Raw genomic sequence first — 21,367 nt, 5'->3', positions numbered from 1 at the left:
CCAAGCCCTGCAGTTTGATGGATAGCCGCGAATATTTACCAGAAGCCCTGGATTCTTAAGACCTTATTTCTCCCGATGAATCGTAACTGCTGGCATACAGCAGTCAGGCCGATTCTCGCGCGCGCAAGGACTGCAATCCGGCTTCATCGTCATGGGATTCAACGGACACACGGTGCGACATGAAGTGGCCAATGCCATCAGCAGGGATAGGGGAAATAAGAACCAGATTTTCATAAAATGAGGGGTTCGATCAGCAATCGCCGCCAAGATGTAGCCCAATTTCTCCCGGCAATCCAGTGATCTCTGAGAACCAAGCCAATACATTGTTTGGATTTTTATTTAAGTTCACACCAATTGTCGCTTGCCAACTCTTATCTGGATGCTCACAATACCGATGTTCAGATGATTACGCGTCTTTTTTCAGCAGCCTTGCGCGGCGTCGATGCCGTAGAAGTGGAGGTCGAGGTAAATGTCCGTGGAGCAGATAAGCCGATGGTGATCATTGTAGGTTTACCGGATGCAGCGGTGCGTGAATCTTCTCAACGAGTCATTTCCGCCATCGGGGCATCGGCGCTTTTTCTTCAGGATGGGGTAAAAACCGTCAATCTGGCACCGGCGGATTTAAAAAAGGAAGGACCGGCATTTGATTTGCCGATCGCCCTCGCCATGGCTGCCGCAAGTGGAACGCAACCGATTGATACTTCGGAATATTGCGTTGTGGGTGAACTCGCATTGGACGGCGGCGTTCGCCCGGTAAAGGGAGTTCTATCCATTGCGCTTGAAGCCAAACGAAAAGGAAGGAGCCGAGTTCTCGTACCGGAAGCCAATGCTGCTGAAGCCGCCGTGATCAAAGGAATCCAGGTTTTTCCCATTCGCCATCTCCGAGAAGCCTGGGATTTCATCAACGGCGATGTGGCAATCCTCCCCTATCAGCTGGATCGACAAGCTTTTTTCGACGCCCAACGCCACTACGATGTGGATTTCGAAGAGGTTCGGGGTCAACACCACGTCAAACGTGCCTTGGAAGTCGCTGCGGCTGGCGGCCACAATCTCCTCATGGTCGGCCCACCTGGGACTGGTAAATCCATGCTCGCCAAACGCATTCCTTCCATCATGCCCGATATGACAGAGGAGGAAGCGATCGAAACCACCAAGATTCATTCGGTCACCGGCCAGCTCGATTTGAATAAAGGCTTCATCACAACCCGGCCCTTTCGAGCACCTCATCACACCATTTCAGATGCCGGCTTGCTCGGTGGTGGCTCAAATCCGGGTCCTGGTGAAGTATCCCTAGCCCATCATGGGATTCTTTTCCTCGATGAGCTGCCGGAATTTCGTCGCCAGACCTTGGAAGTCTTACGCCAGCCACTAGAAAATCGGGAAGTTACGATTTCACGAGCCGCCGGAACTTTAACGTTTCCCGCGGGTTTCATGTTAGTTGCCGCCATGAACCCATGCCCTTGTGGATATTACGGAGATATTAAACGGGAATGTAGATGCTCTCCAAAACAAATTGAAAACTATCGCCAGAGAATCAGCGGCCCTTTATTGGACCGTATTGATCTACATGTCGAAGTTCCACTCGTCGAATTCCGTGAACTAACTTCAAATCAAACCAGTGGAGAGAAGTCAGAGAGCATCCGAAAACGAGTAATTAACGCCAGAAAAGTACAGCACTCTAGGTTTCCCAATTCATCCATTGGGACTAACTCATCCATGTCGTCACGTTTAGTACGACGTTATTGCCAAATCACCAGCGAAGCTGCCCATTACCTCGAACGGGCCATGGAAGAAATGAACTTCTCAGCCCGCGCTCATGACCGGATTCTGAAGGTCGCTCGTACACTTGCCGATCTCGATGAAGCTCCCGAGATCAGGACAAATGACATTTTAGAAGCGATTCAATATCGTTCTTTAGACAGAAAACTATTCGCCTAACAACTACCCATCATGAATTAGATCAATCATCTAATTTTCGCAAGCGACCCCATGTGAAACAAACGAAGTTTCAGTACGCGAGGGTACCTTAAGAGCCACGCCGGGTTCTTTTCGGTTAGCGTTTTTCTGCGGCCAGGATTTCGGATACTTTCACGTCGAGCGCTTTCGACAGATCGAGCAACGCTGCCAATGAAGGCCAGCGCTCTCCCCTCTCAGCCCGGGAGATCATGCCAGCGTCAATGCCGCTCATGCCTGAAAGTTCCCGAAGGGTTAATCCTTGAACACGTCGTGCTTCACGGAGTCGATCCACGATTTTCCGTACCAGAGCCAAACTCTCATCAGTTGCCATAAACGAATACATAGCACCTTCTTTTACCAACTGGCAGTATTATTTTTCATCTTGCCTAATATCATCACAATCAAATCAATCGGCAATCAAAGACAGTACCATACAACAGTTTAACTCATCGGTTTCACTCGTTAGTTTGAGCCAATCCATATACAAAGACTTTACATGTTGATATCTATTCTCAAATAGAATTAGAATCCTAACCCAAAAATAAGCAGTTATTTAAATTAAGTGCTAAATAGCCACTTAGGATTCGCCCTTATTACATGATACGCATTCAGCAGCGCCAATCATTCATCATTTTGCGTGGGGAAATAGCTTAAATTTATTGCGAATCGATCTCAACAGCCTAGAATTCACCCGTGACCGAGAACCATCAAGCGAGCCAAAAGCCCATTACAACCTGGCGATCAACCGCTGCGAAGGTGACCGAGGAGCTTTTCCCGGTCAGCCCGGAATCCACCTGGAATGATCTTCTCGATTTCCGACAAATGATTCTTCACGAAGAAAATTGGGAACGGGTGCTGGACGCCTTCTTGATTTGCCGTCGCAAATTGGAAGATGACCACTACCTTCCCTTCTACCGATTGAGGAAAATTCTGGCATCCCATCTTCAATTGGAAAATGCCGGAGTCTCCTTAGAAGTTCTACTCCGCCGCAAAAACTTCTGCCTTCGCCGCTGGCAATCCGTTCGACAAAAGCGATCTCCCATGGCCAAGCCAGAAGTCAGGGTCGTGGAAATCCGCTAAGACGGCGCCCGACCATTCGCGCATCCACTCATTCGCGGTTTCTAGAATCGATGACGATGGTCACCGGACCATCGTTGATGAGGGACACCTTCATGTCCGCTCCAAAGACTCCCCGGCCAATCGGTCGACCCAACTCGATCTCCGCCAACCGGCAAAATTGCTCGTAAAGCGGTTCGGAAAGGCTGGGAACTGCAGCACGAAGAAACGACGGACGATTCCCTTTCTTCGTGGATGCCTGAAGAGTGAATTGACTGACTACGATCATCTCTCCGCCGGTGTCGATGAGCGATCGATTCATTTTTCCCTCCTCATCCGCGAGAATTCGCATTCGACAAACCTTTTGCGAAAGCCATTCGAGATCCTCAATACCATCTCCTTCCTGCACCCCCAACAGCACCAGCAGGCCCTCCCCGATCTCTGAAATCAAAGAGTTATTCACAGAAACGGAGGCTTGAATCACTCGCTGAACCACGGCTTTCACGGCAGAATCTTGAGGCAATGACTGCAATATTCAACACTGATTCCCAGTGATAAACCAAGTTGCTCTCATCAATTCACAGGTTATTCACATTCAGTTGTTCGCATTTAATTCACCCACTATTCACAGGTTATTCAGATTGCGAACAACCTGCGAATAGTGGGCGGATAACATGTTCACAATTTCTGGCACAGGCGGACATTGACCAGCAACTTTGGAGTGTGCGAATCTGGCCGCCTCCCATGGCCGACGAAACCAAATCCGCATCCAATTCATCGTATCTGCAACAGGGGGCGAGTTCCGTTGACGACGTGACCCGTGCCTTGCCCCACGCACTTGGACCGGAAAAAAGTTTGCTCTCATCCATGCTCCAGGATCCCCAGGAGTACATTGGGGTGGCGATGGAGGAACGTCTGACCAAAGAGCACTTTTATCTACCGGCCCATTCCACTCTGTTTGGTTTCTTGGTAGAGCTTTTCGAAGGTGGTCATGAGGTCGAACTGGTTTCTTTGATTCAGCGACTGATCGATCGCGGGCTGCTTGACCGGGTTGGCGGTCCGGCCGCACTGACCGATTTATATACCTACGCGCCGAGCCCCGGTCATTTCCGGCACCACCTTCAGCACGTCAAAGATAAGTTTGTGCTGCGCGCGATTATTCAGAATTCCAACGAAGCGATTTCGCGCGCGTATGACTCCCCCGACGAGGTCGCCGGATTGTTAGATAGCGTCGAAGCCAGCGTTTTGGCCATCCGGGAAGGCTCAGAAACCAGCAAGGCACCGACCATCAAGCAGTCGGTGCAGGAAGTCATCGAGCAATTCCAGTCGCTCCTCGCTGGCGAGCGTGGAGCGCAGGGTATTTCCACAGGATTCGAGGAACTGGACAAAATGAGCAGCGGTCTCAAGCCTGGAGAAATGTTTGTCGTCGCAGCCCGACCATCGATGGGTAAAACCTCGTTCATGATGAATATCGTGGAACACATCTGCATGGATCAGGCGAAGCCGAGCATGGTGTTTTCATGCGAAATGAGCGCCTTCCAATTGGTTCAGCGCTTGGTGTTCTCTCGCGCGCGATTCGCAGTGAGCCAACTTTCCCGCGGCTACACCCCGAACAAGGGCGACCTCCAACGCATCCAACGCTCGGCGATGGAAACGACGGCCTCCAAGCTTTTCATCGACGACACTCCGGGTATCTCGATCAACGAATTGCGGGCAAAAGCACGGCGGAAAAAACGCGATGAGAATATCCAGTTCATCGCGATCGACTACCTCCAGCTCATGAAATCCCGCACCAAGCAGGCAGAGAACTCACGTGAGCGGGAAATCGCGGAAATTTCCGCTGGCATCAAGGGGTTGGCGAAAGAGCTTGAGTTACCGATCCTGATTCTGGCCCAGCTGAACCGGGGACCTGAAAGCCGTTCGGGCAAAAGCCTCGGGGTGCCCCGGATGTCCGACCTCCGGGAATCCGGATCAATCGAGCAAGACGCTGACATGGTCGGCCTGCTTTATCGGACCGCTTATTACGCCGAAGACGCCGAGGAAAAAGAAGCCAAAGCCGGTGAAGCCGAGCTCGTTCTGGCAAAAAACCGCAACGGTGAAACCGGGCATATTCCACTCACCTTCATCGCGGAATTGATGCGATTCGAAACGGGAGCTCCAGCTCGGGAAGGCGAACCTTGATTGCCATGGCATTCACGGTGGATTGCAGATTCAATCCACCATCCATGGATCATCCGCACTTCCTATGGCTTGGCGGGAACTTCCACCTTTTCGGTGAAGTATTTTTCCTGCACCGCTTTCATCAGGGAAACGCCGGTTTCCTTTTTATGGCGGACCTGAATGCCCAGAAGAAAGGCGAATGCCACCAGCACCAGAACCAACAGCGCGGCAAAGAAGCCCATGTTGCCCTCGGATTCGTTTTGAATGATGATTTGGCGACCACCCTGTGGAGAAACCCGGGCTACCCGGGGAACTTCGGCCTCTTTCAAAATAGGCGAGTTCTGCAACGGCTGCTCCCGCAACAAGGCGGCTTGCTCATCATCTGAAAGCGAGAAATCAAAGGCAACATCCCCCAGTTTGGCACAGACACCGGGCAACAAGGTGATGACCGAAACCCGCTCCTCGCCTAACTTCAGGCCATTGGTTGAACCCAAATCGACCAGCTGATACCCTCCAACGACTCGGCGCATTTCAGCGTGTACGGTCGAAACGGATGAGGAATCGATCACAATATCATTATCGCTCCCTCTTCCCAGACTCACTACCTGACGATCCAGCTGGAAACGATAAGGTTGAGCATTGGAATCCGGGACAGTGATCGTTACGCGAGGCATTTGAGAAGAACGTTGGTTTCGGGACTCTTCTAGCGGGTGCATGGTGAAACGCACGGCAAATTTTGCACCGAATGCCACGGCCCTTCTTTCTCGATTGCCAGACGGACTCAGCTCTGCTCCATTCCTCCCATGGCCAATCCGACCAACGTGCTCTCCAACGGAATCGAAATCACTGGTTCCATTCGCTTTTCCCATGACATGATCATTGACGGCAAGGTCGAGGGAGAAATCACCTCAGACAAAGGCCGCGTTACCATTGGTGAAAACGCCACCGTCAAAGGCGACGTGAGCGCCGGCGAAGTAAAAATCTACGGCAAAGTTGAAGGTAAAATCACTTCCCAACGCTGCGAGCTGAAGGACAAGTCCCGCATCAACGGCGATATCAAATCCAAGGTATTTTCGATGGAAGAAGGTGCCCAGCTTTCCGGCCGCACCGACATCGGCGGCTGATGGGTCATCGAAAAGCTCTTTTTGGCCCGGAGACAATCGTCAAAAGGTCGCAATGCTCAGCTCCGGTCTACCGGGGCTGATTTTGTATTTGGGGGGGAACAGGTGTAAAACAGCACGGGGAGTTGATTGGCCGAGTCGACGCTTCCACGAGGTCGGTTGACCCGACCGATTGAGAATCTTGCTTGGCCTGGGGTTCGCGCTGCCCAGCCAATCTGAGAAAACTCTCCCCATTCCTGGCAACCGAGCTGCCGCCCTATCGAAGATCGTCGGCCAATTCGAGAATCTGCCCAGCAACTTCTTTTCTAACCGAAAAGACGCCGTCATTCTCCGGCCATGGATTCAATCACGCAGGCAGCCCTAGGGGCGGCGATGGGCGAACTGGTGTTGGGGAAAAAGCTCGGGAATCGTGCTCTTTCCTGGGGAGCTCTTTTTGGAATACTGCCGGATCTGGACGTGCTGCTGCTCCCGTTTTTCAACACGACCCACGATCTCTGGGTCCACCGGACGCTGACGCACTCACTGCTTTTTATCATCGTCGCAGCCCTCGCCATTTCTCCCTGGCTGGCGAAACTCTGGAAACGCGACAAGGTCAGCAAGGGACAGGCTGCCGGATTCATCTTCCTCGTCTTGGGGGTTCACGTGCTGGTCGACTGCTTCAATGTCTATGGCACACCAGTTTTGTGGCCATTTCTGAACGAAAGGATCGCATTTAATAATCTCTACCTCACGGATTACCTGTTCAGCGCGCCTTTGGTCATATCGTTGGTTTGGCTCGCATTTTTGCGGTCGAAAAAACAGAAGCCGAAAAGGCGAAAAATTTGCCTCTGGGGCCTTGGCATCTGCATGGTTTACACCCTGTTCAGCCTGTTGGCCAAGTGGGCCGTCTCGAGCGGATTCGAGGCAGATCTGCATCGCCGCGAAGTGACCTACAAACGGCGGATGGAGGCACCCACGCCCTACAACATCATTCTGTGGCGATCCGTGGTCGATTGCGGAGATGAGCTCTGGGTGGGCTACCGATCCGTATTCGAATTCCAGAAAACCCCGATTCACTGGACCGTATACCCGAAGGGAAACGATGCTTTCGCTGAGGCCTCCACGACACCAGAAGCCAAGGCGATCAATTGGTATTCCGACGGATGGTGGATCGCCCGCAGGCACTCCACCGGCATCTGGCTGGGTGATCTGCGGTTTTGTGAAATTCGCACCTGGGGAGCCCGCAAGGACACGGTGGACAGCAACCTGAAGCTGACCTGGGTTCTCAACGCCGGCAAAAAAGGCGACCGATTGCAAGAAGAGGAACTTCGATTCCCGGAGCAAAAAGACATCTTCAAACGAATGCTCTACCGAATGATCGGCAATCGTGAGAAGTGGGAAGGCTATCCGCGCCTCGCCGGGGTGAAGGGAAGTTTTCCAGAGCACCTGCGTTGGATCGAATGACAAATCCGGGCTTTCCCGCGAGGCTGAATCCGCTATGGGTTGCTTTGTGAAATTCGTCATCGCCGTGGTTCTGGCTGCCGCTTGGGCAATGCCCGAGGCTCATGCTGCCTCGGCGACACCTGCCAAGGCGGCTGTGGGATTTTTGGAAAAAATCCGCGAGGGCAACATCGACCTTGAGCCAGGAAAGGGCACCGCCATCACCGCCAATATTTCCCCGGGCAAACGGGAGGAAATCGATCGGTGGCTGAAGCGCATTGCCAAAGACATCAGCAACGGAGAATTGAACGCTGGTGAGGTAAAAATCGACCAAGACCTTGCCGCGGTGCTCGTCAGTGATTCCGATGGCTACGATCCAGCACGTTGGCGGGTTTACGGCATCGCCCTGATGAAGCATGGCGGTGAATGGCTGCCAGCCCCTGTCCCTGCCTCCTTTGAAAACACCGGCAGTTCCTATCAAAGTGATTTGCGCCAGCGCATGGAATCCTTGGAAACCTGGATGCTCGACGGCCAAGTCACCTGGATGGAGGCGTTGCGTGATCAGGCCGGAGAAAAGATGCGCCAACATTTCGCGCTCAGTATTTCTCCCGATGAGTTGCGCAAAATGTCAGCCACTCAGGTGCAACAACGGTTCACTCAGGCCTGCATCGACAAAAACCTGGACCTGATGCTCGCCTTGCTCGGCGGTTTGCAAAAAACGCCGCCTGCTGATTGGAATCTGCTCGTTCGGCGCGCACGCGACACCACATCGGCCAAGCTCAAGGATACGGATCCGTGGCGATTGCTGAGCTCCCCGGAAGTCTTGCGCATCCCGATGACTCAAAACCTGGGAACCCACCAAGCCAGCTTGGTGACAGCTTATTTGGATCCGAGCAACCCCAACATCTGGCTGCTCACTCTGAAGCTGAGCCAAGATTCCGATGGACTCTGGCGAGTCGACCTTCCCAAGGCGCTGCTCGACTCGGAGAATGATGCTTACGAGGCGATCCAGGAGCTGGAGCTCGATTCCTACCCAGAATTTCAATCCCGACTTCGGGAACAAATCCCGCTACAACCCTCTGCGGATTTCAATAGTGCGGTGTCCGCCTTCCACGCTGGGTTGGAAAAAAAAGATCTAACCGGCTTGCTGGCCAACATCCACCTCAACGATGACCCGGAGCGCACAAAGCGCACCTGTGCGAAACTGGCCCGTGATTGGCGCGGTGCTCATCCGCTGGATTCTTTTGTCATCCCGGTAAAGCTGGCCACTCATGAAGCTGGCTCTCGCGGTGTTGCGGCATATCAGTTTTTTTCCACCACAAGCCCCACCAAATCAGACATTCGTCTTTTCTATTTTAGCAATACCTCAGATGGATGGATGCTAGAGTCCGAAGAAACCTCTGCGGGTGTCGATGGAGAGGATTTCGACGAAATTCACCGCTGGGTCGGTGACAGCCAAAGAAAATGGCACAACGAATGGGTATCAACCCTGCTAGCGAATGCCACGCCAATCGAAGCAATCCAGCCCGGCCAGCCGCCGACCAAGGAAGACGCTGAAAAATTGGTCCGGGAATGGATTACCAAGACCCAAGCCACCGATGTTTCAGGAGCACTTCAACTGGCCGCTACTTTCACCGACCCACGAGGAGCGGCCAAATCCGTGCAAAACCTTTCGTTCGAAATCAAAGCTCACGGAAATTCGGAAAAAACACCCCAGATTCTTCAGACCAAAGTCGGTAAGACGTGGGCCGCTGTCAGCGTGGAAAGCACCAACGGAGAAGAACAAAAACCTGTCTACGCCGTCATCAACACCAAACTCGGACCTCGGCTGATGCTTGAAGTTGATTTGTTTACTGGAGGTAGCCGTGGCCGGGAATTCCTCAATCGTACTTCGCTCGAGCGATTGAAAAAATTCGCTCCGCCTGAAGTCGTTGATGAACTGGGCAATTTGCTCCAGCAATTTGATCAATAGCGGGTTCGAGCAGGGAACTCATTTCCAGATGGCGGAAATTTCCGTCGGATTCATTTCGCGCCACTCGCCGACTTTTAAGGCCCCCAGCTCGAACGACCCAATTCGCACACGGATCAGTCGCAGGGTCGGGAATCCGACCGCCGCTGTCATGCGCCGCACTTGGCGGTTTTTGCCTTCTTTCAACGTCATCTCGACCCAAGACGTCGGGATTTCCTTGCGAAAGCGCACCGGAGGATCGCGCGGCGGAAAATCCGGATCGTTGCAGGGTGCCGCACGGCATGGGAGGGTCCGATGCCCCTTGATCACAAGCCCGCCTTTCGAAAGTCGCTGAGTCGCCTCCAAATCCACCGCTCCGTCGACCTGCACCAAATAGGTTCTGGAATGACCTGCGGAAGGATCCAGCAAACGGTTGTTCATTCCCGGCTCATCGCTGAGCAAGATGAGCCCTTCCGAATCCAGATCCAGCCGCCCTAACGGATAGACGGATGCGGGAAAACCAAACTCGGCGAGTGTTCGCTGGCCAGGCTGATCCTGGGTAAACTGGCTGAGCACCCCGTAGGGTTTGTGGAAAGCGATAACCATGCTTCACTTCCTGAAAATGAAATAGACCGCACCCGCCAGGCAAAGCGCCGCGCCGAGGTAATTCCACGTCAGTTTCTCCTTCATGAAGAAAATCGCAAACGGCACAAAAACCGTAAGTGTCACCACTTCCTGCAGAATCTTGAGCTGGCCCAAACTAAAAGTCTGATAGCCAATCCGGTTTGCGGGGACCTGGATCAGGTATTCGAACAACGCCACGCCCCACGAAAGGAATGCCGCGATCCACCACGGCTTGTCCTTCAACTCCTTCAGGTGGGCATACCAGGCAAAGGTCATGAAGATGTTTGAGAGCGCGAGCAATGAAATCGTTTTCAGGCCAGTCATACGTCGGGTGGGTTGATGACAAAATGGGATTGGGGCAGTCCTGCCACTCAGCGGTTCAACCAAGCGATGCCGGCATTCAGATAGGTCGCGTAACCGACCCAGAGCAGATAGGGCAGCAATAGGTAGGCCGAAACTTTGTCACTGTGTTCAGCTTCACGGATGGTCCATCCCAGGATCAACCCGAGGATGGCGATAATCCCCAGCGCAGGTACGATCTGGTGAGCGCCGAAAAACATCGGCGTCCACGCGAGATTCAGCACGAGTTGAATCAGAAAACCCCAAAATGCCTTCCACTGCCGACGGTGCACCAATCGCCCGGCTGCCGCCCCCATCATCAGATAGAGCACCGTCCAAACGGGCCCAAACACGCTGGCCGCTGGTGTTCCCGGTGGTTTGTTCAGCTTTTCATACCACACTCCCCCACCCTCAACTGAAATCAGCCCGGAGGCAGCCCCGGCGATCAAACACAAGATGGCCGCTGCGGAGGGAAGAATCCATGCCGCCTGGGAAAACGATTGCTCACCGGGTAATTCGTCGTTCATATCCTCTTTTCCATCGTTTCCGGGCAATTGTCCAATTTCCCGTGAACATTGCTCCCCGATCCATGAATTTTTTATCGATGCTCCACGTCGGAACTCCCATGAGACGGCTTCCGCTCCTCGTCATGTCGTTGTCCATGATCGGCGTTTTTGGCACAAACTCCTGCGCTCCGGGCCCCGGAAAGTTCGTCGGCAAGGAGTCTGGCAAAAAAAGTGAAGGCAACGCCCCACTCGTTGGCCCAACCGCAGGCGACCTCATTCGCCAGAGCCGATACGATTACGAACGGCGGCAATATCTCGACCGGCTTGAGCAAGACAAAGCCCGCCGCCGCTGAAGCAATCGGTCCGGACTTCGCTCAATCCGTCGCCGCTGGCGGCATGTGGAAGCTCCCCCGCAGGTATTTGCACTGAAACGCCGGCGCCTCCTTGTCCGGGGTCCAACCGTTTTTGCGACCAAAATCGATCGCACTGGTAATCATCGAGTGGTTCACAATTCGCGGCAGGGTCGCCACGAGCTTCTGACCATTGACCGCGGCCGCCATTTCAATGACCAATTCGTTGAATCCACTGCGGTTCTGCATGATCCAGCGGAACTGGGTGTCATGATAAACGAGAATCTTGTGGCCTTTTTGTGGAGGTGGCATCGGCGGATGATTAGATTTTTTGCAGCACTTCCTGAAATACCGTCAGCGTGTCGTCCAGATCCGATTCCGTGTGTGCCAACGAAATGAATCCTGTCTCATATGGCGATGGCGCGAGATAGACGCCCTTGTCCAAGCAGCCCCAGAAGAATTTTTTGAAGAGATCGAGATCCTGCTTCATCACATCGTCCACATTCACGATTTCCCGATCGGTGAAATAGAGGCAGAACATCGATCCGACCCGATTGAAGCGATAAGGCATGCCTTTTTCCGCCAGCAATTGGTGCAGCCCGCTTTCAAAATGGGCACCAAGCCGGTCAAGCCGGGCAAAGCCCGAGTTCTTTTCCAGCTCATGCAGCTGCGTCAATCCGGCCGCCATAGCGAGTGGATTCCCGGATAAGGTGCCGGCTTGGTAAACCGGTCCGACGGGGGCGAGCATGTCCATCACATCCGCCCGGCCGCCAAACGCACCGACGGGCAAGCCACCGCCGATCACTTTGCCGAAGCAGCTGAGGTCCGGTGTCAGGTTTTCAAGCCCCTGCACACCAGCTTTGCCAAGACGGAATCCCGTCATGACTTCGTCAAAAATCAGCAAACTGCCATATCGCTGGGTGATCTCGCGCAACAACGTGAGATAGCCCGGTTTCGGGAAAACCAGTCCGGCATTCGCAGGATAGGATTCGACAATGATGGCCGCGATGTTTTCGCCTTCTTCGGCGAAGACTTTTTCCAGCGTCTCCGGATCATTGTAAGGGACGACGATCGTCAGATTCGCGAAATCACGCGGCACTCCTGCTGAATCCGGCTCGCCATGGGTCAAAGCACCCGAGCCTGCCGCGACCAGCAGCGAATCACTATGACCGTGGTAGCAGCCATTGAATTTCACGATCTTGTCGCGCTTGGTGAATCCGCGGGCGAGGCGGATCGCGGACATCGTCGCCTCGGTGCCCGAATTGCACATCCGGACTTTTTCGACGGAAGGCACCCAGTCGATGATCTTCTGGGCCATCTCGACCTCAGCGGGATGAGGAATGCCAAAGGAAATTCCCTCTTTCGCGACTTCGTGAATGCGGTTCGCCACCACATTGGGAGCATGGCCGAGAATGTTCGGTCCCCAGGAACCGATGTAGTCGATGTAGCTTTTGCCGTCGATATCCTCGATCCGGCTACCTTTGGCACGACGGACAAAAAACGGCTCACCGCCGACGTTTTTGAAAGCACGGACGGGTGAGTTCACCCCACCTGGGATCACTTCTTTGGCAACGGCGAACAGCTTGGATGAGAGATTTTGTGGCATAGCTCCGGGCCGCTACTTTCAGGGGCTGGAACAAAATCAGCAACTGCCAAAATTTCCTGAATATCCCGAATACCGTTTTCGTCTCAGTCGATTAAAGCTTCCTGATTTTGGTGGAAGTGCTAAATTATTAGAACGATGTGGCGATTTCTCATACTCTTCCTAGGGCTGTGCACACTGAACGCAACAGCGGAAATCCAACGTGACGAACGTCGATCCCTGTTGGATTCGGATCCGGACGTCGTCTACCTCGACCAAACGGTGAAAAATCCCATCATGCTGGAGGTCATTAAAGAAGCGCCCATTTATTCCACCAAAGAGGGAACCCGACAAATCGGCACTCTCCAGATTAACCAAACCTTGAAATTGGAAGCGATGACCGAGAAGGCCTATCGCGTGCGCGGCAAAGGGGTGGGAAAAGCTGTTGTCGGATGGGTCGGCCCCTGGGCATTTAAATCCAAAGATCCGGATTTTGTCGAAAATCTGAAAAAGCTCTATCAACGCCAAATCGAAGTCGTCGCCCTGATTGATGCGAACGATGTGGCCATCGGCATGACGCTTGAGGAAGTCACCAGTTCCTTGGGCAAACCGGTGAAAACAGCATCACGAAAGACCGCCAATGGTGAAACCGGAAAATGGGAATACATCGAATACGAGGATGTGAAACACTACGTCACCCGGATCGATCCCTACAGTGGAGCAGTTTACCGACAGTTCTCCCACATCACGCGTGAAGAAAAAAGCAAGACCGCCGTGGAGTTCGAAAACAACGTGGTCACGGCGATAGAACGAATGGAGGATGAAAAAGGCGCGAACGTCAGGATTATCGTTCCGCCAGTCATTTTCCGTTGGTAATGCTTTGCGCCGGCTCCCACGGTCGGCAGCTTTGACCTTCACAGACGATCGATTCACCGGCGACAGATTCACTGAAAACGGCACGTGGTAAAAACTGCTGCCGGAGCGCTGGGTGAAATCCACCAGGCAATTGGAATTTCATCACTCCCCGCTCGTGCAAATCCAAGGCGGAGAGCAGCAAGGGAGCAGCAAATGAATTGGTCTCCAAAACTCGCGAGCCTGCCCGAAGCAATGCCTCCGCACGAACTTGGTATTCCGGCTCGTCTAACAACATGGCCAGCTTGAGAAGATTTTCAGCGGCCAAATGATTGGGCGATGGTTCGGCTCCATCGTAATCCTCGCGAATCACCAGCAGTGGCTTTCCCTGCAATTTCGACGTCATCACATATCCGGCTTGGGATGCTTCCCAAAAATCCTGATCGAGCTTTCGTTGCAATTCCTCCGCCCACACCAGCCAACCTTCTGCCGGGAAAGCGCCATGCAATTCCAACAATCCCGAAATAAGAAATACATAATCGGCAGGAAAGCCTTCGGTGGTTCCACGCTGCCCACGAAATGCCCGGAACAAGGTTTCTCCATCCCATAACTCAGATTGGATGAAATTCGCTGCAGCTTTGGCGGCGCTTCCCCATGACTCCCGATCCAGCAAACGAGCCGCGCGCGCCAATGCTCCGATCGCCAAACCATTCCACGCGGTCACCATTTTATCATCACGGTGTGGCAAAGGACGCTTTATTCTAACTTCTAACAAAAATGACTTCGAATGATTCAGCGATGACTGGATTTCAGTTTCCGTTAGATTGAACATCGCCGCCAAATCGGCAACCTGCATCGCGCGGAACAAGGTATTCTGGCCTTCCAATTCTCCGTGTGGATCGCTCTCCGGCCGGGCATTGCCTTCTGCCTGCACTCCGTATGCCGCGCAGAAAATCGCGGCGGATCTCGCATCCAACTGCTGATAGATTTCACCGGCCTCCCAGGTCCAATAAGCACCTTCCCGTTTTTCGGCAGCATCGGCCACAGGCAAGCTATCCGCATCTTCAGCCGCGTGAAAACCACCCCTGTCATCCCGCATTTCATCGAGGAGATATTGGAAAAGTTCCTCCACCACTTGTAGAAATTCCACATTCCCGGAAATTTGCCATGCATCGAGATATGCCATCGCGAGCTGACCTTGATCATATAACATTTTTTCGTAGTGCGGAACATGCCAATAGCGATCGACTGAGTATCGATGAAATCCTCCACCCAGTTGATCATGCATGCCGCCGGCCGACATCGCCTTGAGAGTTCGCTCGACCATTTCCCAGGCCATGTGACCTTCCTCGGAATCCATGCCGAACCGCTCGACCAATTGCATCAAAGCCCGAACCACCACCGGTCTGGGAAACTTCGGCGCACCGCCAAAACCACCCCATTGCGAATCGAACATGCTTTCGCAACGATCCAGGAAGTCCCCGAAAACCTTTGGTCCAGCCAAACCGCGCATGGCCACGGTTTCTGCGGCTTCCTTCTGCAAATGTTCCATCACCCGTGCAGCGCTGCTTTCCATTTTCGTCCGATCATCGCGCCACAATCGCGCGATTTCGTGGCATAACCGGACAAACCCCGCACGCCCTTGGCGATCCTCTGGCGGGAAATAGGTTCCGCCCACGACGGCTTTCCCATCGGGAGTGAGCCAGACACTCATCGGCCAACCGCCTTGCCCGGTTGTAGCCTGAACGAATGCCATGTAAGTTGCATCGATGTCCGGGCGTTCCTCCCGATCCACCTTCACATTGATGAAATGGTGATTCATCACCTGCGCCACTTTTTCATTCTCGAAGCTTTCCCGCTCCATCACGTGGCACCAGTGACAAGTCGAATAACCAATCGATAGAAAAACCAGTTTATCCTCCGCCTTGGCGCGTTGGAACACCTCATCACTCCAGGCATGCCAATCCACGGGATTGTGCGCATGCTGCAGCAAATACGGCGAGGTCTCGTGGATCAGTGCATTCGGCATGGACCGAAATTAACCGGAATCCGCATTCACACAACTCCAGCAAACCGATCCCACTCTTTCCAGAATCGTTCGGTCTGCGTCGCATCCGGCACAATTTCCATCAGCAAAGTTCTCGCAGGTTCCTCATATCGATCAAAATCATCGACCGTTCGGATTTGCAGATGGTCCATGCCCCAGAGCTTGGCAAATCCGGAAAGATCGGCCGCCTGTGGGTTTGTCATCCATTCCACCGCTTTGGGGCTCATGCTTTGCAGTCTCGGCAAGCGTTCAAAGATTTTCCCTCCGCCGTTGTTGATGACTACCAGGACGCGACCTTCCCCCTCGACCTGTTCTAACAAAAATGGCGCTGCCAGATCATACAAGGCGGTTAGATCACCTACCACCGCCCAGCTGCCTGCGACATCGGCCGACCAACCGAGCCAGGTGCTCACCTGGCCATCGATCCCATTCGCACCGCGATTCGCACGGACGATCGGCACTGGCCGATCCCATTGGGCGAACAAATTCCACTCCCGGATCGGCATGCTGTTTCCAAGGAACAGACCATTCCCAATCGATGCATAATGGGAAAGCGTGCGCAGCAATCCCGGCTCGCTATCCGGATAGCTCTCTAACAACTCATCAATCTTCGCCGCATCTCTCGAACCACCTTCGAGATAATCCATGGCGTCCTCGGCCGGTTCAATATCGCCAAGCGCCAACATCACCCGATTGAGCGGCCCGACGGTAAGTCGGCATTCCCGCGCCAAACCCGGATACGCATTGCGCGATACCGACCAAACCGAAACATCCGGTAAGTCTTCCAAATCCCGCCAAAAGCGACCACTTGGCACATCGCCGATGCGCAGCACTTTGCCCGGCGGATTCCTCTTCAAGACCCGGTCCGCATCGCGCAGCGCCAGGTCCGCCAGACCTTCGCGCAAACCACTGGTTGCCTCTGCCACGACCGGCGCCTGCAGCGATTTGCAAAAATAAAAAACCTCCTCACGCTCCTCCGGCTCCAATCCGCCAATCATTACCACCATCCCACGGAACAGATCCTTTTTCAGCCATCGCGCCAGTTCCGCCACATCTATGCGAACCCGTTCCGGCTTGAATTCACCGGCGGTCGTTTGCGCAAAATTCGTATCGTCCAACTCGAACCCTTCTTCCAGCTCTGGATTCAAATGCAGCGGTTCGCGGCCACTCCAGCCGTCAAATCCGCCCTGAAATGCGTAATCGCCGAAAAGTCCGGGCTGCTCGATCGCTTGCGGGGCGCCCGTGCCACGAAATTCGGCTGGCCGATCCGCCGTGATCGCAATCAGCGGGCGGCCTTGGTATTTTGCCTCGATCATGGCGGGTAAAAGTTCCGCGGCGGCGGTCCCACTGGTCGTCACCACCGCACAAGGCGAAGCCGTTTCCATCGTCCGCCCGAGAGCAAAGAATCCGGCAGAGCGTTCTTCAAAATGCCGCCAAACCCGAACCAACCCCGCCTGCTCGGCGCGCGCCAGCGCTTCCAGAATCGCAGCATTCCTGGCCCCGGCACAGACCACGAATTCGGTAACCCCGGCTTTGAGACAGGTATTCAACAACTCAACCGACTGATGCCATGCGTTCACGGCGACTTGCTACTCCAGAGAGGGGGATTTCGCGAAGAAGAATCGGCCTTTTCGTTTCGGCTCGGTTCATGCTTAGCTTGTCGCAGACATGACTGACCCTGCCGGCCATCCCACCCGCGAACAACTCCGGCTCGAAGGATTCGAGCTGATCGACGAAACCCTTGGATTCCTCCTTGGCTGTCTGAAAGACGCTTTGGCCAGCACCGGCGAAACCGAGCTGTTACCATTCATGCCGTGGTCAGGTAGCGAACCCAGTGTCGGATCGTCCCCGGAAGGCCTCCCTCAACTATACTCGATTGGTTTCCAATTGCTTAACATGGTCGAAGAACGGGTATCCGCCGATATCCGACGCGAGCGGGAAAACGTGCTCGGCCCGCAATCGATCCGCGGTCTCTGGCCAAAAGCGATCCAGGATCTGCAATCGCTGGGACTGGACCCGGAACAGATCCTCGAAGTCCTGCGCGATGTCAAAGTGGAGCCGGTTCTTACCGCTCACCCAACTGAGGCAAAACGAGTTAGCATCCGCGAAAGGCACCGTGCACTTTACGATGAAATGGTGCGAAACGAGTATCCGAAATACACCGCTCGCGAGCGTCGGCGCATCCGCCAACGCGTGGTCACCATTTTGGAGACACTTTGGAGAACGGCGGAAATTCACATGGTCCGGCCTGATATTTATAGCGAATTACGCAACGCTATTCACTACTTGCGCGACCTCTTCCCTGCCGCGATCAACCGCCTGGACGAACATTTCACCGATGCCTGGAGCGATGCGGGACTTCCGCTCGACCTCCTCCGCTCCGCAGGCAACATCCCCCGGCTTTCCTTCGGTTCATGGATCGGCGGTGACCGCGACGGCCACCCGCTGGTCACGCCTGAAGTTACGGAAAAATCACTCGAAGCCCTGCGCCACGCGGCCTTCGAGCTATTGCATCGCGAACTCCGGAAACTCGCGAAACAGCTGACCCTTTCCCGCCACCTCACCGCCGTCCCGGATGAACTGCAGGCGCGCATCGACGAGCTCTCGTTCATGGTCGCCACCGAGCAGGACGTGCGCGAAATTCTGGATCGCAATGCCGAGGAGCCTTGGCGGCAAATGGCCGATCTGATGGCGCTCCGCCTGAAAGAACAAACCCGCGGCAAAGCCGGTTATGACAGCGCTGCGAAACTTTCCGCGGACCTGGATTTGATTTCCGAAACCCTGGCCGAAGCAGGTTGCAGCTTGATCGAAGAGCAGGCGATCCGCCCATTGCGTCACAAGCTCGAGGTTTTCGGTTTCCATTTGGCCGTGCTCGATCTCCGGCAAAACTCGGAGTTCCACGACAAGGCGATCAGCCAATTGCTAGCAGCCGCCGGAGTGAAGGATGGCGAAAACTACAGCGAATGGGACGAGGCCAAACGGCTTGAGTTTCTCAATCGCGAGCTCGATTCCCCACGGCCGTTCCTGCACGAGACCACACGCATCGGCCCCGAAGCCAATGATGTGCTGGACACCTATCGGGTATTTGTCCGCCATCGGAAAAGCTGGGGATCGGACGGTCTGGGATCGCTGATCATTTCGATGACCCGCCAGCTTTCCGACCTTCTTGGCGTGTATCTGCTCGCGCGTGAAGCCGGGCTGATGGATCTCACCGAGGAAGGTTTGGTTTGCCCGCTGCAAGTGGTTCCACTCTTCGAAACCATGGACGATCTGGATCGATCACCGGGAATTTTGGAGGCCTTTTTGGATCATCCGCTGGCCATCCGTTCCCGCAATGCGATGACCAAACACGGCAGAAAACCGGGCCAACAGGTGATGCTCGGCTACTCCGACTCGAACAAAGATTGCGGAATTCTCGCCGCCCAATTCGCCCTGCAACGAGCCCAGCACGCGCTGACCGCAGTGGGCCAGGCGCGCGATGTCAGCATCTGCTTCTTCCACGGTCGTGGCGGCACCATTTCCCGCGGAGCGGGTCCGACGCATTGGTTCATGGCTTCTCTCCCGCATGGTGCGATGAGCGGCGGCTTCCGGATGACGGAGCAAGGCGAAACCATCGTCCAAAAGTACGCCAACCTCGCCAACGCGACCTTCAATCTGGAGCTGCTTCTCGCAGGAGCCGCAGTCACCACGGCGCGCCACCGCCACATGGAAGCGGAGCCGGATCCTTGTCAGAAGTTCATGACCGTTTTGGCATCGGCCAGCCAGGAAGCTTATCAAAAGTTCCTCCGGACTGAGGGATTCATCGAATTTTACCGTCAGGCAACGCCGATCGACGCGCTGGAAAATTCCCGGATCGGCTCCCGTCCAGCACGCCGGACCGGCAAAAAAGGATTTTCCATCAGCGATCTGCGAGCCATCCCGTGGGTCTTCTCCTGGACCCAGGCGAGATTCTATCTGCCCGGCTGGTTCGGCGTCGGCACCGCGCTGGAAAAGCTCAAGTCCGAGAATCCCGCTGGTTTTCAGGAACTGAAAGCCGCCTTGGAGAAATCCTCGTTCTTCAGCTACGTCCTCACCAACGTGGAAACCAACCTGGCATCGGCCAATTTGGACCTGATGCGCGCTTACTCGGAATTGGTCGCGAATATTGAAATCCGCGAACGGTTCCTCGGCCGCATCATCGATGAATTCGAAAAAACCAGCACCTTGCTGGCGGAGCTGTTCGAGGGCAGCATGCGCGACCGCCGCCCTCGGATGGCCAAGACTCTGGACATTCGCGAGGCCCCGCTGCGCGTGCTACACCACCAGCAAATCGGCCTGCTGAAGCAATGGCGCAACCACGTGGCCAACGATCAGCGCGCCGCTGCCGACGCGCTGTTGCCGAAATTACTGCTTTCGATCAACGCCATCGCCTCCGGCCTGCGGACGACGGGTTGATCACAAAAGTTCAGCTGTGGTGATGGTCGGACCATTCCAAGGCCATCGCCGCCGCCCCCACGGTTCCGGCTTCGTGACCGAACCGTGCGGGTAGAATTTTAAGGTGATCCTTGAATGGGCCCGATAGCTGATCGAGCAGATACTTGTTGAGTGGTTCGAACAACAGCGCGCCCGCCCGGGCAACGCCACCTCCGATCACAACGGCTTCCGGGTTGAGCAACCAGCAGCAGTTCATCACCGCTGTGGCTAGTTTTTTACCAATGTCGTCCCAGAGCTGTTTCGCGGTCTCATCCCCCTCCGCAGCCGCAGCGGCGAGCGCAGCCGGACTGCATTCGTCCAATGGCTTCGAAGTACCAGATTCACCGTAGGTATCATGGGCCGTGGCGGTGATTTCGTTGTTGCCAATATAATCTTCCAAAGCGCCCATGTTGCCATAGTGACCTCTACGACCTTGGTAATCGATGGATGTTTGCCCGACTTCACCAGCACCATGGTAGGCTCCACGCACCATCTGGCCGTTAGCAATAATGCCGCCACCGACGCCTGTTCCGAGCGAGATGCAGACCAGATGTTTGGTCCCCTGCCCGGCTCCGCGCTTCCATTCCGCAAACGCCATGCAATTGGCATCGTTATCCACGACCACGGGCAAACCGGTCTTTTCCTCCAGAAGGCTTTTCAAGGGAATGTTAACCCAGCCCCGCACGTTTGTTAGATTATAAACCACGCCGTTTTCGAAATCGACAAATCCAGGCATGCCCACGCCAACGGCGACGATGCCCGGGTGTCTTGCGCGCAAATCTTCGATGACGCGGACGATCGCTTCGATCAGTCCTGCAGGTTCGGTAAAATCTTGGGTGGCGATCGGTGGAGCATGATCAATGATCGTGTCCAATTTCACAACGCCGGCTTTCACGGAGGTTCCGCCGAAATCGATTCCAATCGCAAGTGGTGTTTCGCTCATTTCTCCCCAAGG

The 21,367-nt window shown here is 54.5% G+C and carries 20 protein-coding genes; 9 read left to right on the top strand and 11 right to left on the bottom strand.

Annotation, left to right across the window (positions count from 1 at the left end; all coding sequences use genetic code 11):
• The first annotated feature begins 402 nt into the window (after positions 1–402).
• Positions 403–1,938 (top strand): YifB family Mg chelatase-like AAA ATPase, encoded by a 1,536-nt coding sequence (locus JIN85_RS12920; RefSeq protein WP_200271371.1) that lies wholly within the window; start codon positions 403–405, stop codon positions 1,936–1,938.
• A 115-nt stretch (positions 1,939–2,053) separates the two neighbouring features.
• Here JIN85_RS12920 and JIN85_RS21680 read toward each other — a convergent pair whose 3' ends face one another.
• Positions 2,054–2,248 carry a helix-turn-helix domain-containing protein gene (locus JIN85_RS21680; protein WP_200271369.1) on the bottom strand — a complete coding sequence of 65 codons (195 nt, stop codon included), beginning with the start codon at positions 2,246–2,248 and terminating at the stop codon, positions 2,054–2,056.
• A 401-nt stretch (positions 2,249–2,649) separates the two neighbouring features.
• On the opposite strand from JIN85_RS21680, the gene JIN85_RS12910 reads away from it, so the two are divergent.
• Positions 2,650–3,036, top strand: coding sequence for a hypothetical protein (locus JIN85_RS12910; RefSeq protein ID WP_200271367.1), 387 nt, complete (start codon positions 2,650–2,652; stop codon positions 3,034–3,036).
• 28 nt (positions 3,037–3,064) lie between these two features.
• On the opposite strand, the gene dtd is transcribed toward JIN85_RS12910, so the two are convergent.
• The gene (gene dtd / locus JIN85_RS12905; protein WP_200271364.1) at positions 3,065–3,517 is read right to left on the bottom strand and encodes a D-aminoacyl-tRNA deacylase; all 453 of its coding nucleotides are present in this window, start codon (positions 3,515–3,517) and stop codon (positions 3,065–3,067) included.
• 239 nt (positions 3,518–3,756) lie between these two features.
• Between dtd and dnaB the strand changes: the two genes are divergently transcribed.
• Entirely contained in the window at positions 3,757–5,193 is a 1,437-nt protein-coding gene (gene dnaB / locus JIN85_RS12900) for a replicative DNA helicase (RefSeq protein WP_200271363.1), read from the top strand.
• A gap of 62 nt (positions 5,194–5,255) precedes the next feature.
• Here the strand turns inward: dnaB and JIN85_RS12895 are convergent, their stop codons facing one another.
• A complete protein-coding gene (locus JIN85_RS12895; protein WP_200271361.1) occupies positions 5,256–5,846 on the bottom strand; it encodes an FHA domain-containing protein in 591 nt (196 codons plus the stop codon).
• A 129-nt stretch (positions 5,847–5,975) separates the two neighbouring features.
• Here JIN85_RS12895 and JIN85_RS12890 point away from each other — a divergent pair, with 129 nt between their 5' ends.
• From JIN85_RS12890 to JIN85_RS12880, 3 genes are all read left to right on the top strand, one after another.
• The gene (locus JIN85_RS12890; protein ID WP_200271359.1) at positions 5,976–6,296 is read left to right on the top strand and encodes a bactofilin family protein; all 321 of its coding nucleotides are present in this window, start codon (positions 5,976–5,978) and stop codon (positions 6,294–6,296) included.
• Positions 6,297–6,629: 333 nt separating this feature from the next.
• Entirely contained in the window at positions 6,630–7,736 is a 1,107-nt protein-coding gene (locus JIN85_RS12885) for a metal-dependent hydrolase (RefSeq protein ID WP_200271357.1), read from the top strand.
• Between the two features lie 46 nt (positions 7,737–7,782).
• The gene (locus tag JIN85_RS12880) at positions 7,783–9,684 is read left to right on the top strand and encodes a hypothetical protein (protein WP_200271355.1); all 1,902 of its coding nucleotides are present in this window, start codon (positions 7,783–7,785) and stop codon (positions 9,682–9,684) included.
• 18 nt (positions 9,685–9,702) lie between these two features.
• Here JIN85_RS12880 and JIN85_RS12875 read toward each other — a convergent pair whose 3' ends face one another.
• From JIN85_RS12875 to JIN85_RS12865, 3 genes are read right to left on the bottom strand one after another with little or no spacing between them, the layout of a single operon-like run.
• Positions 9,703–10,266 carry a pseudouridine synthase gene (locus tag JIN85_RS12875; RefSeq protein ID WP_200271352.1) on the bottom strand — a complete coding sequence of 188 codons (564 nt, stop codon included), beginning with the start codon at positions 10,264–10,266 and terminating at the stop codon, positions 9,703–9,705.
• Positions 10,267–10,269: 3 nt separating this feature from the next.
• Entirely contained in the window at positions 10,270–10,608 is a 339-nt protein-coding gene (locus JIN85_RS12870) for a DMT family protein (RefSeq protein WP_200271349.1), read from the bottom strand.
• A gap of 47 nt (positions 10,609–10,655) precedes the next feature.
• The gene (locus JIN85_RS12865; RefSeq protein ID WP_200271346.1) at positions 10,656–11,150 is read right to left on the bottom strand and encodes a TspO/MBR family protein; all 495 of its coding nucleotides are present in this window, start codon (positions 11,148–11,150) and stop codon (positions 10,656–10,658) included.
• Between the two features lie 62 nt (positions 11,151–11,212).
• On the opposite strand from JIN85_RS12865, the gene JIN85_RS12860 reads away from it, so the two are divergent.
• Complete coding sequence (locus tag JIN85_RS12860) at positions 11,213–11,482, top strand: hypothetical protein (RefSeq protein ID WP_200271343.1); 270 nt, start codon at positions 11,213–11,215, stop codon at positions 11,480–11,482.
• Between the two features lie 21 nt (positions 11,483–11,503).
• Here JIN85_RS12860 and JIN85_RS12855 read toward each other — a convergent pair whose 3' ends face one another.
• Together JIN85_RS12855 and hemL are read right to left on the bottom strand one after the other, a co-directional pair.
• Entirely contained in the window at positions 11,504–11,791 is a 288-nt protein-coding gene (locus JIN85_RS12855) for a hypothetical protein (RefSeq protein ID WP_200271340.1), read from the bottom strand.
• A 10-nt stretch (positions 11,792–11,801) separates the two neighbouring features.
• Positions 11,802–13,085, bottom strand: a complete 1,284-nt coding sequence (gene hemL, locus JIN85_RS12850) for a glutamate-1-semialdehyde 2,1-aminomutase (RefSeq protein ID WP_200271337.1) — start codon at positions 13,083–13,085, stop codon at positions 11,802–11,804.
• 135 nt (positions 13,086–13,220) lie between these two features.
• Between hemL and JIN85_RS12845 the strand changes: the two genes are divergently transcribed.
• Positions 13,221–13,937: a hypothetical protein gene (locus tag JIN85_RS12845; RefSeq protein WP_200271334.1), complete on the top strand. Its 717-nt coding sequence runs from the start codon at positions 13,221–13,223 to the stop codon at positions 13,935–13,937.
• On the opposite strand, the gene JIN85_RS12840 is transcribed toward JIN85_RS12845, so the two are convergent.
• Both JIN85_RS12840 and JIN85_RS12835 read right to left on the bottom strand, forming a co-directional pair.
• Positions 13,921–15,942, bottom strand: a complete 2,022-nt coding sequence (locus tag JIN85_RS12840) for a thioredoxin domain-containing protein (protein ID WP_200271331.1) — start codon at positions 15,940–15,942, stop codon at positions 13,921–13,923. The genes JIN85_RS12845 and JIN85_RS12840 overlap by 17 nt on opposite strands.
• 26 nt (positions 15,943–15,968) lie before the next feature.
• Positions 15,969–17,540, bottom strand: coding sequence for a thiamine pyrophosphate-binding protein (locus JIN85_RS12835; protein WP_200271328.1), 1,572 nt, complete (start codon positions 17,538–17,540; stop codon positions 15,969–15,971).
• 88 nt (positions 17,541–17,628) lie between these two features.
• On the opposite strand from JIN85_RS12835, the gene JIN85_RS12830 reads away from it, so the two are divergent.
• On the top strand, positions 17,629–20,394 hold the full coding sequence (locus tag JIN85_RS12830) for a phosphoenolpyruvate carboxylase (protein ID WP_200271326.1): 2,766 nt from the start codon (positions 17,629–17,631) through the stop codon (positions 20,392–20,394).
• Between the two features lie 10 nt (positions 20,395–20,404).
• Here the strand turns inward: JIN85_RS12830 and JIN85_RS12825 are convergent, their stop codons facing one another.
• Positions 20,405–21,355, bottom strand: coding sequence for an ROK family protein (locus JIN85_RS12825; protein WP_200271324.1), 951 nt, complete (start codon positions 21,353–21,355; stop codon positions 20,405–20,407).
• Between the last annotated feature and the right edge of the window lie 12 nt (positions 21,356–21,367).

Origin of the sequence: Luteolibacter pohnpeiensis, from assembly GCF_016595435.1 — a bacterium.
Lineage (GTDB): Bacteria > Verrucomicrobiota > Verrucomicrobiia > Verrucomicrobiales > Akkermansiaceae > Luteolibacter > Luteolibacter pohnpeiensis.
This window is presented reverse-complemented; position numbering and strand designations above follow the sequence as displayed.

Excerpts from the sequence above, each read along its gene's own strand:
- JIN85_RS12920 (WP_200271371.1), top strand. The coding sequence starts at position 403 with ATGATTACGCGTCTTTTTTCAGCAGCCTTGCGCGGCGTCGATGCCGTA.
- dnaB (WP_200271363.1), top strand. The coding sequence starts at position 3,757 with ATGGCCGACGAAACCAAATCCGCATCCAATTCATCGTATCTGCAACAG.
- JIN85_RS12895 (WP_200271361.1), bottom strand. The coding sequence starts at position 5,846 with ATGCCTCGCGTAACGATCACTGTCCCGGATTCCAATGCTCAACCTTAT.
- JIN85_RS12890 (WP_200271359.1), top strand. The coding sequence starts at position 5,976 with ATGGCCAATCCGACCAACGTGCTCTCCAACGGAATCGAAATCACTGGT.
- JIN85_RS12885 (WP_200271357.1), top strand. The coding sequence starts at position 6,630 with ATGGATTCAATCACGCAGGCAGCCCTAGGGGCGGCGATGGGCGAACTG.
- JIN85_RS12875 (WP_200271352.1), bottom strand. The coding sequence starts at position 10,266 with ATGGTTATCGCTTTCCACAAACCCTACGGGGTGCTCAGCCAGTTTACC.
- JIN85_RS12870 (WP_200271349.1), bottom strand. The coding sequence starts at position 10,608 with ATGACTGGCCTGAAAACGATTTCATTGCTCGCGCTCTCAAACATCTTC.
- JIN85_RS12865 (WP_200271346.1), bottom strand. The coding sequence starts at position 11,150 with ATGAACGACGAATTACCCGGTGAGCAATCGTTTTCCCAGGCGGCATGG.
- JIN85_RS12860 (WP_200271343.1), top strand. The coding sequence starts at position 11,213 with ATGAATTTTTTATCGATGCTCCACGTCGGAACTCCCATGAGACGGCTT.
- JIN85_RS12855 (WP_200271340.1), bottom strand. The coding sequence starts at position 11,791 with ATGCCACCTCCACAAAAAGGCCACAAGATTCTCGTTTATCATGACACC.
- hemL (WP_200271337.1), bottom strand. The coding sequence starts at position 13,085 with ATGCCACAAAATCTCTCATCCAAGCTGTTCGCCGTTGCCAAAGAAGTG.
- JIN85_RS12845 (WP_200271334.1), top strand. The coding sequence starts at position 13,221 with ATGTGGCGATTTCTCATACTCTTCCTAGGGCTGTGCACACTGAACGCA.
- JIN85_RS12840 (WP_200271331.1), bottom strand. The coding sequence starts at position 15,942 with ATGCCGAATGCACTGATCCACGAGACCTCGCCGTATTTGCTGCAGCAT.
- JIN85_RS12830 (WP_200271326.1), top strand. The coding sequence starts at position 17,629 with ATGACTGACCCTGCCGGCCATCCCACCCGCGAACAACTCCGGCTCGAA.
- JIN85_RS12825 (WP_200271324.1), bottom strand. The coding sequence starts at position 21,355 with ATGAGCGAAACACCACTTGCGATTGGAATCGATTTCGGCGGAACCTCC.